This is a genomic window from Segeticoccus rhizosphaerae (assembly GCF_005222685.1).
GTDB classification, from domain to species: Bacteria; Actinomycetota; Actinomycetes; order Actinomycetales; family Dermatophilaceae; genus Segeticoccus; species Segeticoccus rhizosphaerae.
Genome location: NZ_SWMA01000032.1, coordinates 1 through 15,868, shown reverse-complemented (window position 1 = coordinate 15,868; position 15,868 = coordinate 1). Strand labels below are relative to the sequence as shown.

At 69.8% G+C, this 15,868-nt stretch carries 17 protein-coding genes; 10 read left to right on the top strand and 7 right to left on the bottom strand.

Annotation, left to right across the window (positions count from 1 at the left end; all coding sequences use genetic code 11):
* Positions 1 to 23: 23 nt before the first annotated feature.
* The 5 genes from FCN22_RS17060 to FCN22_RS17040 are packed head-to-tail and all read right to left on the bottom strand — an operon-like array spanning position 24 to position 5,302.
* Positions 24 to 890, bottom strand: coding sequence for an FAS1-like dehydratase domain-containing protein (locus FCN22_RS17060; protein WP_137122767.1), 867 nt, complete (start codon positions 888 to 890; stop codon positions 24 to 26).
* Between the two features lies 1 nt (position 891).
* Complete coding sequence (locus FCN22_RS17055) at positions 892 to 2,049, bottom strand: acyl-CoA dehydrogenase family protein (RefSeq protein ID WP_202911648.1); 1,158 nt, start codon at positions 2,047 to 2,049, stop codon at positions 892 to 894.
* Between the two features lie 55 nt (positions 2,050 to 2,104).
* Entirely contained in the window at positions 2,105 to 3,352 is a 1,248-nt protein-coding gene (locus FCN22_RS17050; protein WP_137122766.1) for an MmgE/PrpD family protein, read from the bottom strand.
* Positions 3,349 to 4,551, bottom strand: coding sequence for a CaiB/BaiF CoA transferase family protein (locus FCN22_RS17045; protein ID WP_137122765.1), 1,203 nt, complete (start codon positions 4,549 to 4,551; stop codon positions 3,349 to 3,351). The genes FCN22_RS17050 and FCN22_RS17045 overlap by 4 nt, the downstream gene beginning before the upstream one ends.
* The gene (locus FCN22_RS17040) at positions 4,544 to 5,302 is read right to left on the bottom strand and encodes a GntR family transcriptional regulator (RefSeq protein WP_202911647.1); all 759 of its coding nucleotides are present in this window, start codon (positions 5,300 to 5,302) and stop codon (positions 4,544 to 4,546) included. Before FCN22_RS17040 ends, FCN22_RS17045 begins: the two co-directional genes overlap by 8 nt.
* Positions 5,303 to 5,393: 91 nt before the next feature.
* On the opposite strand from FCN22_RS17040, the gene FCN22_RS17035 reads away from it, so the two are divergent.
* The 5 genes from FCN22_RS17035 to FCN22_RS17020 all read left to right on the top strand — a co-directional run bounded on the left by FCN22_RS17035 (position 5,394) and on the right by FCN22_RS17020 (position 10,181).
* A complete protein-coding gene (locus tag FCN22_RS17035) occupies positions 5,394 to 6,788 on the top strand; it encodes a hemolysin family protein (protein ID WP_137122764.1) in 1,395 nt (464 codons plus the stop codon).
* The gene (locus tag FCN22_RS17030) at positions 6,785 to 7,822 is read left to right on the top strand and encodes a hemolysin family protein (RefSeq protein WP_137122763.1); all 1,038 of its coding nucleotides are present in this window, start codon (positions 6,785 to 6,787) and stop codon (positions 7,820 to 7,822) included. The genes FCN22_RS17035 and FCN22_RS17030 overlap by 4 nt, the downstream gene beginning before the upstream one ends.
* A 386-nt stretch (positions 7,823 to 8,208) precedes the next feature.
* Positions 8,209 to 8,361 carry a hypothetical protein gene (locus tag FCN22_RS21675; protein WP_162308246.1) on the top strand — a complete coding sequence of 51 codons (153 nt, stop codon included), beginning with the start codon at positions 8,209 to 8,211 and terminating at the stop codon, positions 8,359 to 8,361.
* A gap of 462 nt (positions 8,362 to 8,823) precedes the next feature.
* Positions 8,824 to 9,372 (top strand): sigma-70 family RNA polymerase sigma factor, encoded by a 549-nt coding sequence (locus FCN22_RS17025; RefSeq protein WP_137122762.1) that lies wholly within the window; start codon positions 8,824 to 8,826, stop codon positions 9,370 to 9,372.
* On the top strand, positions 9,369 to 10,181 hold the full coding sequence (locus FCN22_RS17020) for a DUF6281 family protein (RefSeq protein ID WP_137122761.1): 813 nt from the start codon (positions 9,369 to 9,371) through the stop codon (positions 10,179 to 10,181). The genes FCN22_RS17025 and FCN22_RS17020 overlap by 4 nt, the downstream gene beginning before the upstream one ends.
* A 792-nt stretch (positions 10,182 to 10,973) precedes the next feature.
* On the opposite strand, the gene FCN22_RS17015 is transcribed toward FCN22_RS17020, so the two are convergent.
* Positions 10,974 to 11,303 (bottom strand): type II toxin-antitoxin system PemK/MazF family toxin, encoded by a 330-nt coding sequence (locus FCN22_RS17015; RefSeq protein WP_137122760.1) that lies wholly within the window; start codon positions 11,301 to 11,303, stop codon positions 10,974 to 10,976.
* Entirely contained in the window at positions 11,300 to 11,524 is a 225-nt protein-coding gene (locus FCN22_RS17010) for an antitoxin MazE-like protein (protein WP_137122759.1), read from the bottom strand. Before FCN22_RS17010 ends, FCN22_RS17015 begins: the two co-directional genes overlap by 4 nt.
* A gap of 353 nt (positions 11,525 to 11,877) precedes the next feature.
* On the opposite strand from FCN22_RS17010, the gene FCN22_RS17005 reads away from it, so the two are divergent.
* The 5 genes from FCN22_RS17005 to mobF all read left to right on the top strand — a co-directional run.
* Positions 11,878 to 12,090, top strand: a complete 213-nt coding sequence (locus FCN22_RS17005) for a hypothetical protein (protein WP_137122758.1) — start codon at positions 11,878 to 11,880, stop codon at positions 12,088 to 12,090.
* 316 nt (positions 12,091 to 12,406) lie between these two features.
* Positions 12,407 to 12,958: an AAA family ATPase gene (locus tag FCN22_RS17000; RefSeq protein WP_137122757.1), complete on the top strand. Its 552-nt coding sequence runs from the start codon at positions 12,407 to 12,409 to the stop codon at positions 12,956 to 12,958.
* Positions 12,959 to 13,035: 77 nt separating this feature from the next.
* On the top strand, positions 13,036 to 13,326 hold the full coding sequence (locus FCN22_RS16995; protein ID WP_137122756.1) for a type II toxin-antitoxin system TacA family antitoxin: 291 nt from the start codon (positions 13,036 to 13,038) through the stop codon (positions 13,324 to 13,326).
* Positions 13,327 to 13,436: 110 nt separating this feature from the next.
* Positions 13,437 to 13,829: a GNAT family N-acetyltransferase gene (locus FCN22_RS16990; protein WP_137122755.1), complete on the top strand. Its 393-nt coding sequence runs from the start codon at positions 13,437 to 13,439 to the stop codon at positions 13,827 to 13,829.
* Between the two features lie 554 nt (positions 13,830 to 14,383).
* On the top strand, positions 14,384 to 15,868 hold a 1,485-nt coding region (gene mobF / locus FCN22_RS16985; RefSeq protein ID WP_162308245.1), incomplete at its 3' end, for a MobF family relaxase.

The window sequence follows — 15,868 nt, the reverse complement described above, 5'->3', positions numbered from 1 at the left end:
TTCCCCGCGGGAGGGCGCGGCGCTCAGCGCAGGGAGCTGACGGCGGTGAGGTGCCCGGCGGCGGACCGGGTCTCCGCTCCGGCGTGGAGGCCCTCGTCGCCGGCCTGCACGCGCAGCCGCTGGGGTCCGACCATGGGGGAGACGAGGCGGTAGGCGAACTCGCGCCCGAGGAGCGAGACCCCGTGGCGTCGCGCCAGGTCGCCCATGAGCAACGCCTGCAGGGGCCCGTGGACGACCAGGTCGTCGTAGCCCTCCCGGCGGACCCACTCGCGGTCGTAGTGGATGCGGTGCGCGTTGTAGGTGAGCGCCGAGAAGCGGAAGAGCAGGACGGGGGTGACGTCGAGCTCGAGCGAGGGCTGGCGCTGCGGCTCCTGCCGCAGCTTCTCGGCGACAGGGTCGCTCCGCTCCATCGTCGCCGCTGGTCGTCGCTGCCGCCTCGGCGCCGTTTCCGGGGTGGCGCGGGAGGGTGCCCGGTAGACGATGTCCTGCTCCTCGGTGACGGCAAGCCGGCCCCGCTGCTCGATCTCGATGCGGACGGTGACGAACGTGAGTGGACCGCTGCGGCCCTGCTTCTGGTGGGTCTCGGCGACCCACGAGGTGCGGGTCGCCTCCTCGCCCAGCCGCAGGAGGGCGTGGGTGGTCACTCGACCGCCCGCGAACATGCGCGGCCGGCCGGGGCCGGGAGGAGCCGGTATGCCGGAGCTCGGGTGCCCGTCCGGCCCCAGGTCGCGCTGCGGTCGCCGGTCGAGCAGGTAGAGCCAGTGCCACAACGGCGGCACCGTCGCGGTGGCCGCTGGTTCGAGGTCGAGGTCGAGGACCCCGGCGAGGGACTCGACAGGCTCGGGAGCGAGGGTCTCGGTGCGGCGCAGCAGCGGGGTCGAGTCGGTCATCTCAGGGCCGGACCGTGCCACGCTTGACCAGCTGCCCGGCGATGACGTTGCGCTGGATCTCGTTGGTGCCCTCCCCGACGATCATCAGCGGCGCGTCGCGGAAGTAGCGCTCGACGTCGAACTCGGTGGAGTAGCCGTAACCGCCGTGGATCCGCACCGCGGACAGGGCGATCTCCATCGCGGCCTCGGAGGCGAACAGCTTGGCCATGCCGACCTCCAGGTCGGCGCGTTCGCCCGAGTCGTACCGCCGGGCGGCGAACAGCGTGAGCTGCCGTGCGGCGGTCAGGTTGGTGGCCATGTCGGCCAGGTAGTTGCCGACCGACTGGTGCTTCCAGATCGGCTGGCCGAAGCTCTCCCGCTCCTGCGCGTAGCGCAGCGAGTCCTCCAGCGCCGCGCGAGCGACGCCCAGGGCGCGTCCGGCCACCTGCAGCCGGCCGACCTCGAGACCTCGCATCATCTGCGAAAAGCCTTGTCCCTCAGCATCCCCCAGGAGCGCTTCGGCGGGGACGTGCATGTCGTCGAAGGAGAGCTCGCAGCTCTCGACGCCCTTGTAGCCGAGCTTGGGCAGGTCGCGGGACAGGCTGAACCCCGGTCCCTTCTCGACCAGCAGGATGCTGATGCCCCGGTGTGCCGGCTCGGCGGTGGGGTCGGTCTTGCACAGCAGCGCGATGAGACCGGCCTTGCGGGCATTGGTGATCCAGGTCTTCGAGCCGTCCACGACGTACGCGTCGCCCTCCCGTCGGGCGTGGGTGCGCATCGCCTGCAGGTCGGACCCGCCACCGGGCTCGGTGAGGGCCATGGTCGCGCGCAGCTCTCCGGTCGCCATACGGGGCAGGTAGCGGTCCTGCTGCTCCCGGGTGCCGTAGTCGATGAGCAGCTTGGCGACGACGGTGTGCCCGCCCATTGCACCGGCAAGGCTCATCCAGCCGCGAGCCAGCTCCTCGGTCACCAGCACGTAACAAGGCGTGGAAACCCTTGCCTCGCCCCAGGGTTCGGGGACGGCCAGACCGAAGATGCCCAGTTGCTTCATCGTCCCGATGAGGCGTTCGGGGTAGGTGTTGGTGTGGTCGAGCTCCTGGGCCACCGGCTTCACGTCGCGGTCCACGAAATCACGCACGGTGTCGACGACGGCGACCTCTTCCTCGGTCAGGCCTTCCATCAGCTGCTCTCCATCGGGTCGGGGGTTGGGTATGACGTGTGCCTGGGATCGGCGGTCAGGTCGGCGAGGTGGGCGATGACGTTGCCGGCGCAGTGGGTGGGAGGTGGTGGTGCAGCAGGGCGGCGGCCGAGTCCCACGTGATGGCAGCCGGATCGAGGCCGGTGCCGGAGAGGCAGTCCTCGAGCTTGCGGGCCAGCTCCGGCCCGGTCGGCGGCCGCTGCGGTGCCCCGGGTGGAAGCCGTAGGTCGCACACGGTGCTCGTCCCGGCCGAATGCAGCTCGATCTCGACCCGGCCGGACAGCAGCCCGTCGCCGCCATCGGACAGCTCGACCTCGACCAGCTGCACCAGGCGCTGGGCTGCCGGCCGTCGCACCGCCTCGTCGGTGAAGGACGCGAAACCGGTCTGGCCGTCGAGCAGGGTTGCCGCGACGGCATACTCGAGGCTGAACTTGCCCTCGAGACCGGTCTGCGGTCGGTGGTGCACCAGCGGCGCGACCGTGCCGGCGGGAGTGCGGACCACGATCCGTCGCAAGGCGGCCGGGTCGAGCGAGGTGGCACCGGCCTCGAGCAGGGCGCTGATCGGCCGCTGCAGAGCGTAGCAGCAGGGATAGATCTTGATGGCGAGGCCGTCCGGGACGGCCGGCCTGGCGGAGTCGGTGGCCTCGACCCGGTCCGGGCGCCCGCCCAGCAACCGCAGCCACTCGTCGACCGCACGCGGGTCCGCCGTCGCACCGGCCAGCGCCAGGCCGGCGGCCCGCCTGCCGGCGTCCACGGCGAGGCCGACCTGGATCGACTTGGCGTCGGTGCCGAACGCGCGTTGCACGCCGCCCGCGGCCGGGACGGCCAGCGACATCGCGGCCGCGATCACGTCGGCCGGTGCGTCCGCGGCGACCGCCGCGGTCACGGCCGCACCGAGCGCACCGGCGGTGGTCGTGGCGTGCCAGCCGCGGGAGTAGTGCTCCCATCCCAGGGCAGTGCCGAGCCGGGCCATCACACCGGCTCCGGCCAGGTAGGCACGCGGGCCTCCACCGCTCGCCAGGGCTGCGGGCACGCAGACCGTGCTGATGTGGGTCGTCGACGGCAGGTGCAGGTCGTCGAAGTCGAGGATGTGGCAGGCGACCGCCCAGCGGGCGACCTCCGGCAGACTGGTGACGATCGACAGGATCGGCTGGTCCCGGGCGGCGAGGCCCACCGACACCGTGTCGAGCAGTGCCCGGTCGGCCAGGGCGAGGTCCTCGTCGTCGGCCTCGAAGCGCTCGGCCCAACCAGCCAGGGACTCGGCGACGCCGGTGGTGCGGCTCATCGGTCCTCCTCCGCACCGGGGTCAGTCGGCAGGCCGAGCTCGGCCAGGATGCGCTCCGTGTGCTGTCCCAGGGAGGGCACCGCGCCCATCGCTGGTTCCTGTCCCCGCACGGTGACCGGCGGGAGCAGCGCCCGCACCGGACCGACGGGCGTGTCCACCTCGCGCCAGCGGTCGCGGGCTCGCAGCTGGGGGTGGCCGACCAGGCCCGCGAGGTCGCGCAACCGTGCGTTGGCGATCCCGGCCGCCTCCAGGCGGCGCTCCACCTCGCCCACCGGGAGCGTGGCGAATCGTGCCTCGATCCGCTCGGTGAGGTGGTCACGGTGGGCGACCCGGTGGGTGTTCGTGGCGAACTCTGCATCGGCCGCGAGGGCGGGGTCACCCAGGACGTCGGAGCAGAAGACGGCCCACTCGCGCTCGTTCTGGATGCCGAGGAAGACCTGGTCGCCGTCGGCACAGTGGAACGGGCCGTAGGGCGCGATCGCCGCGTGGGACGCGCCGCTGCGGGTCGGGGACGCGCCGCCGTACTCGGCGTAGTACATCGGGAACCCCATCCACTCGGCGAGCGCCTCGAGCATCGACACCTCGAGGGTCGCGCCGTCACCGGTGCGCCCACGGCGAAGCAGCGCCGTGAGGATGCCGCTGTAGGCATACATCCCGGCGGCGATGTCGGCGACCGAGATGCCGACCTTGGCCGGTTGATCGGGGGTTCCGGTCACCGACAGCAGGCCGGCCTCGCACTGGACCAGCAGGTCGTAGGCCTTCCTGGTGGTGTAGGGCCCACCGGCGCCGTAGCCGGAGATCGAGCAGTGCACCAGCTCCGGGCGGGCCGCGCGCAGGACCTCCGCGCCCAGACCGAGGCGCTCCGCGGCACCGGGGGCCAGATTCTGCACGAAGACGTCGGCGGTGTCCACGAGGCGGTGGACGGCCGCTCGACCCGCCTCGCTCTTGAGGTCGAGCGCGATGGACTCCTTGCCGCGGTTGAGCCAGACGAAGTGGCTCGACATCCCGCGCACTGTCTCGTCGTAGCCCCGGGCGAAGTCACCGGCGCCGGGACGCTCGACCTTGATCACCCGGGCGCCGAGGTCGGCCAGCTGTCGGGTCGCGAACGGCGCGGCCACCGCCTGTTCCAGTGAGACCACCGTGGTCCCCGCGAGCGGAAGGGGAAGGCGGCTCGGGCGACTCGCCGCATGCTCAGTCATGGACACCGGACCCCCGCCCCAGGCGCATCCGGTGGCTGTAGTGCTCCGGAAGGTAGTCGCTGACGGCCACCTCCAGCGGCTCGCCGCGAGGGTCGAAGTAGACCCGCTCGATGTGCAGCAGCGGTGACCCCAAGGCGCAGCCGAGCGCGAGGTGCTGTGCCCGCTTCGCTGCCACCGCGCTGATCACCTGCTCCGCGGAGGCGATGTCGTTGCCGCGCGCCTCGAGCAGGCCGATGACGGTCACCTTGCTGCGTCGTCCGACCTCGGAGACCTCGGGCAGGTGCTCGAGCTGCTGACCGGTCCGGGACGGCAGGTAGACGTGGGTCAGGCAGAACGCCTCGCCCCGGTGGAGCCGGCGGAACGACGTCAGGTAGAGGTGTTTGGTCTCCAGACCCAAGCGGACCGCCGCGGACGCGTCATACCCCCCGACCAGTGGGCTGACCACCTCCAGCTCGGTGTCGAGGGTGAGATTCATCAAGTCCTCGACCGAGGCGAAGGACCGGCCGTAGCGGTGGTCGCGTGCCGTCACGAACGTGCCACGACCCGGCACCCGGTAGACCAGACCCTCCGCGACCAGGTCCTGATAGGCCCGTCGCACCGTCTGCCGGGAGAGGCCGTGCTCCTCGGCCAGGGACAGCTCGGTCGGCAAAGGCTGGTCGTCACCGAAGCGCTGCTGCCGGATGGCGTCGCGCAGGGCCTGGGCGAGCACCCGGTAGGCGCTCTCGCCGGGACGACGGGGTGGCACGTGCACGGGGCTCCGATCACCGAGATTTGTACGGCCATATTAGGAAGCACCGTACAATGCGTCAAGGCCGTCGCGGCCCCCCTACGATTGCCGCACTATGACGGAGTGGTTACTGGTCCTGGCCGGGGTCGTGCTGACCGCCGGGACCGCGCTCTTCGTCGCCGCCGAGTTCTCCCTGGTGGCACTGGACCGGCCGACCGTGGAGCGCGCTCGTGCCCGGGGCGACCAGGCGGCCGGGCCGGTGCTCACCTCGCTGCGGCAGCTGTCCACCCAGCTGTCCGCCGCCCAGGTCGGTATCACCCTGACCACCCTGGTCGTCGGCTACCTGGTGGAGCCCTCCGTCGGCAAGCTGCTCGAGGCGCCGGCGCGGGCCGTCGGGCTGCCCGAGGGAGCAGTGGCGCCCACCTCGACCACGGTGGCGCTGGTGCTCGCGACCGCGTTCTCGATGGTGTGCGGCGAGCTGCTGCCCCAGTTCCTCGGCATCTCGGCGCCGCTGCAGACGGCAAAGGTGGTCGCCGTGCCCGTGCGGATCTTCTCGGTCCTCACCCGGCCGCTGATCGTTCTCCTCAACGGCTCGGCCAACCTGATCCTCAAGGCCTTGCACATCACCCCGCAGGAAGAGCTGTCGGCGGCCCGCACCCCGCAGGAGCTGTCGTCGCTGGTGCGCCGCTCGGCGGAAGCGGGCACCCTCGAGCCAGGGACGGCCAGGCTGGTCACGCGCTCGCTGATCTTCGGCGAGCAGACCGCCGCCGATGTGATGAGCCCCCGGGTGCGCTGCACCGCCGCACCTCGCACCGCGTCTGCCGCCGACGTGCTGCTGCTGGCGCGCGAGACAGGGCACTCGCGGTTTCCCGTGATCGGGGACGACTGGGACGACATCGACGGGCTGGTGCACGTCAAGCGGGCCATCGCGGTGCCGCACGAGCGCCGGGCCGAGGTGCCGGTCTCGGCCCTGATGACCGACCCGCTGCTGGTGCCCGAGACGATCCGGCTCGACCCGTTGCTCCTGCTCCTGCGTGCCGCCGGATTCCAGCTGGCGGTGGTCGTCGACGAGTACGGCGGCACGTCCGGCGTCGTGACGCTCGAGGACGTGATCGAGGAGATCGTCGGCGAGGTGAGCGACGAGCACGACCGTGGCGCGACGACCGGCCGTGCCATGGCTGACGGCTCGTGGACCGTCCCCGGCATGTGGCGCCCGGACGAGGTCCGCGACCAGGTCGGAGCGCCGGTGCCTGATGGCGCCGCCTACGAGACGGTGGGCGGTTTCATCATGGCCGCGCTCGGCCGGGTGCCCACCGTCGGCGACCAGGTCCCGGTGCCCGGGTGGATCGTGCGGGTGACCGCGATGGACGGGCGGCGGATCGACCGGCTGCGGTTCGTCCCCACGGATCCCACCGCGTCCCTGTCCCGCACCAGGGCGAGGGACGACGGGCAGGCGCGGACCGACATACCCGCAGACCCGTCGGCCGACGAGGCGGGAACCGACCCATGAGCCGCGGGACTGCCCTGTGGGTGTCGCTGTTGCTGTTGCTCGGCAACGCGTTCTTCGTCGGGTCGGAGTTCGCGGTGATGACGGCACGACGGGCCCAGCTCGAGCCCAAGGCCGCCGCCGGCAGCAGGCGGGCGAAGCTGGCCCTGCAAGCCCTCGAGCAGGTCGCGTCACTCCTGGCCTGCGCGCAGCTGGGCATCACGGTCTGCTCGCTGGGGCTCGGGGCCGTCGCCGAAGCGGCCCTGCACACCGCGATCGCACCACAGCTGCACCACCTCGGCCTCGGCGAAGGACTCGCGCACCCCGTCGCCCTGGTCCTCGCGCTGCTGATCGTGGCCTACTTCCACGTCGTCATCGGTGAGATGGTGCCCAAGAACCTCGCCATCGCGGGCCCCTTCGCGGCAGCCATGATGCTCGCCCCGCCCCTGCTCTACCTGACGCGGGCGCTGCGACCGCTCATCCGGCTGATGGAGCTGGCGGCCAAGGGGCTCGTGCGTCTGATGCGCGTGGAGCCCAAGGACGAGATCTCGTCGGCGTTCACCGTCGAAGAGGTGCAGTCCATCGTCGCGGAGAGTCGCGAGAAGGGGTTCATCCAGGAGCAGCAGCACGGGCTCGTGAGCGGTGCGTTGGAGTTCAGCGACCGCGTCGCGGCGGACGTCGCGGTGCCCCTGGACCAGCTGGTGGTCCTGCCGGTGGGCGCCACCCCCGACGACATGGAGCGGCTCATCGCCAAGAAGGGGTTCTCGCGTTATCCCTGCGTCAACCGCAGCGGTGACCTGCGCGGCTACCTGCACCTCAAAGACATCCTGTATGCCGATGACGCGCAGCACGACGAGCCGATCCCGGCCAAGCGCGTCCGGCGCCTGGCCACGGTCTCGGCCGGCGACGAGGTGCGGGACGTCCTCACCACGATGCAGCGCACCGGCGCACATCTGGGGCGCGTCGTCGACCCGGACGGCACGGTCACCGGTGTCGTCTTCCTCGAGGACGTGCTCGAGGAACTGGTGGGCGAGGTGAGCGACGCCAGCCAGCGCTGACCGGAGCGCGCAAAGGTCCAGCCCTTCGCTGCGGCGAGGGCTGGACCTCTTGCGCCCCGGGCAGAATTCGAACCTGCGCTCCCGTCGCCGGAGAGCCATCCGACGATGATTGACCGGGGATGAAGATCGACGAAAGTGCAGGTCAGGCCGGGTTTTATGCTGGAGCGACGTTGGCCGAAATCGGCTGTTTCTGGCACTCGTGCTGCCCCAGGCCGCTGCCCTCGGCTAGGTAGTAGGCATCGGCCCGGGACCGGATCGCGGACACCCGCGAGCAGGTCGCGACACTCAACGCCGCGATCCGGGACCGGCGGGTCTCCGCCGGCCGCGTCGACGACGACAACGCGGTCACCACCGCAGCGGGCGAGCGGGTCGGGGTCGGCGACCAGGTGGCGACCCGCCGCAACGACCGCGGCCTGGATGTCGCCAACCGGGAGACCTGGACCGTCACCGGCATCGGCGCCGACGCCACCCTCACGGTGACCGGTCGAGGCGGGCAGCGCACCCTCCCCGCGCCCTATCCCGCGAGAACGTCGAGCTGACCTACGTCTACGGCGCCCAGGGCGAAACCGTGCACCGTGCGCACCTGGCGCTGGGGGAGCACGGCGAGTTCGGCGGCGTGGGCGCGACATAGGCGGCTGCGGCGACCCATTGGTCGCGGGCCTGCTCGACGGACTCGGCGATCAGGTGGGCGGTGTTCGGGCCAGGTTCGGCCACCTCGCCCGGATCCAGGATCCCCCCGACCTCTCCCGGTAGGCCGATCCTCGTGCGGGATGCTCACCTCAGGCAGTGCGAGGCGCCTCAGAAGCGGTCGTTCTGGGCCGAGACACGTGACGATGCACCGAGGCCGAAAGGATTTGTTTGCATGTCGTAGTGTTCGTGTTCGGGTCTGCGCATCAGTACTGCTCTACCCGGCCGACGCGCCGCGGAGGAGGGGGATCCGGGTTGAGGTCGATCTCATGCAGAGTTCGCAACAGTATTGGCTTCTGGCGCGTCTATAGGGTGTGAGGGAGATCGAAGGAGGCGACTCGACACGGGTCGACGACCTGGGACAGTTCGCGGCCCAGCACGGGCCGGCCCTGGTCAGGTTCTCCTATCTGCTGACGGGCGGCCAGGTCGCCGAGGCCGACGACCTGGTCCAATCGGTCTTCGCGCGGCTTGCCGCCCGAGGCATGCACGGGATCGTTGACCCGGCGCACTACGTCCGCCGTGCCATCGTCAACGAACATCGCAGCCGTGGGCGGCACGCCGCCGTCGTCAGCAGAGCAATGCCCCGCCTGGTGGATCCGCCGCACAGCCATGAGCTCGAGGAGTCCGAGGACCGGATCCTGCTCCTCGAGGCGCTCAAGGCTCTGAGCGACCGAGAGCGCACCGCCGTGGTGCTGCGGTACTACGCGGACCTGCCCGACGACGAGATCGCCACCGTGCTCACCTGCTCCCGGGCAACCGTCCGGTCTGTGATCCATCGAGCCCTGCCGAAACTGCGGACCCGGCTGGGCCAAGCCGATCCCACCGCAGATCCAGCGCCGTATCCCCCGAGGGGGCGTCAATGATGACCAAGTTCGAGGACGATCTTCGCCGGCAGCTGAAGGAGGCCGCGGACGGGGCGCTCAAATACCGGTGGCAATCCCTGGAGCGGCCCGGTGAACCGGCAGAAGCCGTTCGGCGTTCGCCGGCCCCCCGGTGGTCACGGCGCTGGGCGGCGGCGGCCGCGGCCGCGGTTGTGGCCGCGGGGGGCGTGGGCGTGTGGTCCTGGGTCGCGACCCAGCGCGGTGGCGTCTCCGAGGCGGCCTGCGCAGCCGAACTGAAGTTTGACGGCAACACGTACTCGACGGTCGGCGAGTTGCTTCGCACGCCACGAGCCGGGCAGAAGGTGGGCGTGGCGCATGAGCCCAGCTGTGACGACGGGGACGGCCCATCGGGCAGCGCGAGCATGTCGGCCTTCAAGATCCCCGGCGTGCCGCTCAAGACCGCGTTCTTTACCAACGGTGATGTCTGGGTGAATGGGAAGCTCACGGTGCTGCCGGACTACCTACGCGTCCTGTACCAGCCGGTCGCCTGCACCGCATCCGGCCATTTCGCTGCCTCGGGGCAGTTCACGGCGGTCAACAAGGTATCCGGCAGGAGAGGACAGATCGCGCCGCCTCCCTACGTCATCACGTTCGTGGCCGATCGGGGCACCTTCCCGCCCCTGCAGAAGTACGCCAGCCTCAGCCTCAAGATCCGGGTGACCAACCAGACGATCGGGGGCCGCAGCGCCAAGCTCATGATCCCCGCGCTACGCCAAGGCCGCCCGCTGACGGTGGAGATGTTCTGCGACGGCGGGCGTTTCGTGGCGACCGCACTGAGGCCGGCTGGATGAGGCCCTACCGTAACCCGGTCCTTCTCCCGGCCGAGACCCTCAGCCGGGAGAAGGATCAGCGCCCCACCAAGTAGATGCTTTCCAGGCGACGTAGATGCTTTCCAGGCGACCACCAGCAAGTTTTGGCGAGAACGCTGGTACTGAGATCGCTAGCATCCCACATGCTTATATGGTTCGAGACAGGCAGTCTCCGCTGCTATTCATGTTCGACTCTAGTGAGGTGTAACCGGAGTAGTTCGACGACGCATCAACTTGGTCGTCGTCACCGCAGTCCGTGTTGACACCCGTGATGTTGTTGATGGCATCTGCGAATGCGGCTCGCGCGTCTTCGCGTGATAGACCGCCTGGAATGTTGCCATCGCCCATCCGCCCATCCGCCCATCCGCCCGGGCAAGCAGACGCCTTCCTCAGCTGGAGACAGCGTTTTTCAGGTCGAAGTAGTTAGCCCGTGCCCGAACGTCGAACACGTGGTCGGCCAGGCCTACCATCCGGGAGTTGCGCGCCTGTTCGGGCAACGGCAGGTCACCGTGCCAGGACATGAATCGTTGAAGTTCACCGGGGGCCGCGGTGTCGGGCGGGTAGCCGTTCCCGCCGGGGTGGCCGATCGTGCTGCGCTTCGGGATGCTGGTCGCGTGTCGACACGCGACCGTAACCGATCCTCATGGCGCAGGGGGCATCGATAACCACCGACAGCGTAACATGGGCGCGGACACGGAAGCGTTACAGACGCCTGAGCACCGCCGCCGCGAGCTCTAGTGGTGGCTCAGAAGCGGTCAATACGAAGTCGCTCCATCAATCGGCAAGGCCGAGAAAAACCACGAGTGCGCGGTCGAGGCGGACGCGATCGGTATCGGCGAGCTGGCCAACCCGCTCGCGTACGTTCGCTCTGGGCATCGTCGTGATCTTGTCAACCATGAGTTGACTCGGCTGCTCGATCCCGGTGCTGGGGTTGGACGGGATGGGGATCCGGATCAGTGGCGCGTCGACCTGGTTGGTGGTCATCGGGCAGACCGTCACCGAGGCCGTTGCGTCGAATCGATCGTCCTGGATGATGACCACCGGCCTTGGCTTGCCCGTGTAGGCACCGCGCGCCGCTGCCACGTGGATGTCCCCTCGCCTCACTCGCCGGGCTGCGGTTCAGCGGTCCAATCGACCGAGATGGCGTCGACGAAGGCCTGGTCACTGGCCTCGTGCTCGCTGGCAGCGACGGCGGCCGCCTGACGGTGAGCCTGCGCGGCGAACTCGGGTGCGCGCACGTCGGGGACCCAGATCTGGACGGGTCGGAGTCCCTGCGCGCGCAACCGCCGACGGTGCTCGCGGACCCGCTCACGTGTACTGGTCATATCGTTATGTTACATGTAACGAAGCCGGTGACAAAAGGTGAGTCGAAGACGCTCGGCGAGACCTTTCGGAAAGTGCACTCCCGGTAGCCGGTGAACAGCAGTGGGGTATCCGAGCCGCCCGCTCACGGCAGCCACAGACAAGTGGCGTCCAGCTGAGCACGGAGGACCCAGCCCCGCCCTTACGGGAGTCAGAACCCCGCCACGAGCGTCCGTGGCCAATCGAGGAGAAGTCGATGAGCGATCCGAGAGCTCACTGCGTGACCAGCACCAACGGTTGTGGAGCGGGACGAACAAGAAGGTTCGGACCGGCCATGAGGCTCGGCACCTGTGGGCGGTCGAGGGGACAATGACCCATGGCCAGCATCGAGAAGCGCCTCCGCGACGGACAGGTCACCTGGCGGGCGCACTACCGCACGCCGGCCGGCGCGCAGCGCAACAAGACCTTCGACGCCGACGAAGCGGCAAAACCGCAGGTCAGCGTGGCAATTCAGGTGGCGCCCCCGGCAGGATTCGAACCTGCGCTCCCGCCTCCGGAGAGCCATCCGACGATGATTGACCGGCGCTGAAATTCGACGAAAGTGCAGGTCAGGCCGGGTTTTGATGCTGGAGCGACGTTGGCCGAAATGGGCAGTTTCTGGCTCTCGTGTTGCCCCAGTGTTGCCCAGCGAGCATGAAGCGATTCGCTTGCGGTGACCCGTTGAAGCTCTGCCATCGCCGCTCGGTGGGTGTCGCGACAGGTCCGTCGGCGGGATGGTCCATGAGGTTCGTCATGGTCCGTCCAGGCATCCCGTCCACGTCCTCGCCGCCGGCATGAGAGGCGGCGGGGCGGCTGGACACGGTGGGCCGCCGTAGTGGCCGGAAGCCGGGTCGTACGGTGCAGGGGTGTCCCGACTGATTCTGCTGAACGGGGCGCCGGGTAGCGGCAAGACGACCCTGGCGCGCCGGTTCGCTGAGGACCATCCGCTGGCTCTGGTGCTGGATGTCGATCAAGTGCGCGGGATGCTTGGGCGCTGGCTCGACCAGCCCATGGAGTCTGGCTTGCTGGCTCGCCAGCTTGCCGTGGCCATGGCCAGCAGCCAGTTGCGCGCCGGTCACGACGTGGTGGTACCGCAGTACCTCGGCCGGTTGGACTTCGTTGAGACCCTGGACGGGCTCGCCGTTGACCTCGGTGCCGAGTTCGTCGAGATCGCGCTTGTCAGCGACCGGGATGATGTCGTGCGCCGGTTCGAACGTCGCTCGGAGGACTCGGTGGACCCGGCTCACCAGGAGGCCGCTGAACTGCAACGCCGCTGCGGTGGAAGGGAGCAACTCGCCGCGACGCACGACGAGGTGCTGGCCGTCATTGCGGCGCGGCCGGGCACTCGGGTGATCACCACGGTCGACGGGGACCTCGCCGGCACTTACGCACAGCTCCTTGCCATCCTCCGCGGCTGACATCGCTGGCCACGTCCCGATCACCGACGCCTGGAGCAATCTGTCCGGACGCCGTCCGGACAAGGTATGATGTCTGCATGAGTGACGCAGCTGTTCACGTTCCCAAGCGGCATCGGCTGGAGGTGCGGGTGACTCCGGAGCAGGATGCTCTCATCCGCGAGGCCGCGGACCTGGAGCATGCCACGGTGACCTCCTTCCTGCTCGACACCGTGACCGCGCGGGCTGCGTCGGTCATCGAGCAGCGCCGCGACGTGACGCTGTCGAATGAGGCGTTTGATCGGTTCATGGCGGAGTTGGACAAGCCGGCCACGGCGGTGGCGGAGCTGCGCGACCTCTTTCAGCGGCACCCGAAGCTGCCCGAGGCGTGAGCGATCTGTGTCTGGAGCGACTCGGCGCAGATCACGACGTCTCCACGTTCCGATCGGGCCAGGAGGCGCTTGATGGGTGGCTTCGCAGCCACGCATTGTCGTCACAGCGGATGGACTCGGCCCGAACGTTCGTCCTGATCCAGGAGGAAGCTGTCGTCGGCTACTTCAGCCTGACGATGGGGTCGGTGCTGCGCTCCGACGCGCCGCGGCAACTTGTCCGTGGACTGCCGGGCTACCCCGTTGGCGTGGCCGTGCTCGCCCGACTGGCGGTGGACGCCGGTCGTCAGGGGGAGGGCCTGGGTGGCCTCCTGCTTGCCGAGGCGCTACGCAAGGCCGTGGCGGCCGGTGAGGCCGCGGCTGCTCGGCTAGTCGTGGTGGACGCCATCGATGATGCGGCAGCTCGGTTCTATGCCCACCATGGGTTCCTGGCGGTCCCCGAACATCCGATGCGGCTGTACCGGCGGATCAAGGATATCCGAGCCAGCCTGACGCAGGACGCCTAGTCCGGCGGGTAGGCGTGCGCTTGTCGACCGGCCCCCGACTGGAGCGTCGCTCTCGAGCGAGGTCGGTACGACCAGCATCTCGCCGGACGCCCCGGCGGAGCGGCCATCTGGGCCGTTGCCCGGACCCTCATGCCCACCACCATGACTGTCCTTAAGCGACGGTGGCGGTGCGCCACGAGCTAGGCGAACCGGGCCTTGCCCCGCGGCGCAAGATGGCCCGCCGCGCCGGCTCCGGACCGGGCGTGAATTGTCAGAGGCATAAGGGACGCGTGAGCCAAAATTGTAATGTCCAGCATCACGGCGTATTGGCCCAGTTCATCAACGTCGTTGACGTAATCGACCTCGCAGATGCGCCCTGGAATCCCAAGTTCGTTGAATATCGTTGACCATCGACGACCACTTCGACACTCCTGAAAACTCCCTACGCACAAGGCATTTCAAGGCCCAAATGTTGCGGCACGTATGCTACAAAGGTCAGTGGGACGGATCGCCTTTGGGCGGTCCGTGTTCGCATTTCTAGGGCATTTGTTGGTTGTCGTTGAATGGTGGCGAGAATGCACGGTGGGATGAAGGTCTACCGCGGTGCTGCTGCTGCTGCGCGTCACTACCTGGAGGCTGACCGGTCCCGGGCCGATGACTACTACCTGGCCGAGGGCACCGGTCTGGCCGAGCGCTACCTGGCCACACCCGACGGCGTGCGCCGTGCCGGTTCACTGTCCGGCGAGACCTATGAGGCGTGGGTCGCCGGCCGCGACCCGGTCACCGGGGGTGCGAAGGGTCGGCTGCGCACCGACGATCACGGCGTGCGGTTCGTGGAGGTGGTGGTCAACGGTCCGAAGACCTGGTCGCTGGCGGCCGCGGTCGACCCGGAGATCTCCCGGGCTTACGACGGCGCGCAGGACCGGGCCGCGGCCCAGATCATCGGCTGGCTGGCCCAGCATGCGACCACCCGGGTGGGGCCGCGGGGCCGGCAGGCCCAGGTCCCGGTGCAGGGGATCGAGGCGGCGGTGGTGCGGCACTACACGTCGCGGGCGGGGGATCCGCATCGGCATCTGCACCTGCAGGTCAACGCCCGGGTGTTCGCGGCGGGCCGGTGGCGGGGCCTGCACACCGTCGGGGTGCGTGACAGCTTGGAGGCGATCAACGGCATCGGCCACGCCGCCATGATCACCGATCCCGGCTTCCGCGCTGCGCTGGCCGCCCGTGGCTACACCCTCGAACCCGAGTCCGGCGAGATCGTGGAGCTGGCCGGCTACGCGGGCCCGTTCAGCGCCCGCGCGGCGCAGATCGGGCGGAACGTGGACCGTTACGAGGCGCAGTGGCGCGCGGGGCATCCGGGCGTCGAGCCGGGTCCGGGCCTGCGGCGGTCCTGGGATGCCCGGGCGTGGGCCGAGGCCCGCCCGGACAAGGTCGTCCCGCGCGACGGCACCGAACTGGCGCGACGGTGGGTCCAGGAGCTGACCGGTCTCGGCTTCGTCCCACCGCAACCAGCACCGGCCGACAACGTTCCCGCAGGACGTTCCCCCCACGCCGCCAAGCGTCCCGACAAGAACCGTCCGCTGCCGGACACGATGCCGGGCGGGTACTCCATCGGCGCGCTGGATCGTGACGCCGTGGTCGCGGCGGTGCTGAGCCGGTTGGGGGCACGGCGGTCGGGGTGGAACGCCGCGGACGTGCGCGGTGAGGTCGAGCAGCTGCTCGCTCGCACCGGCCTGGTCGCCCAGGCCGGGGTCCGGTTGGAGCTGGCGGAAGACCTGACCGCCCGCACCGTGGGCCGGTGTGTCCCCCTGCTCGAGGTCCCGGGCGTTCCCGAGCACATCCGCGCGCTGACCTCCCGCGAGGTCGTGGAGGTCGAGGCCGACCTGACCGCGCGCCTGGTCGCCCGCGCCGACGCCACCGCCGACACCGCCCCCGCCTGCTCGGACGCCGGCGACACGAGCCAGGTCGAAGGTCCGGCAGCCGAGGCGGTCGGCGGCGGGGTGCGGTTGGACACCGCGCAGCAGGCGGTGGTGACCGCGCTGGCCGGGGACCGGGCCCTG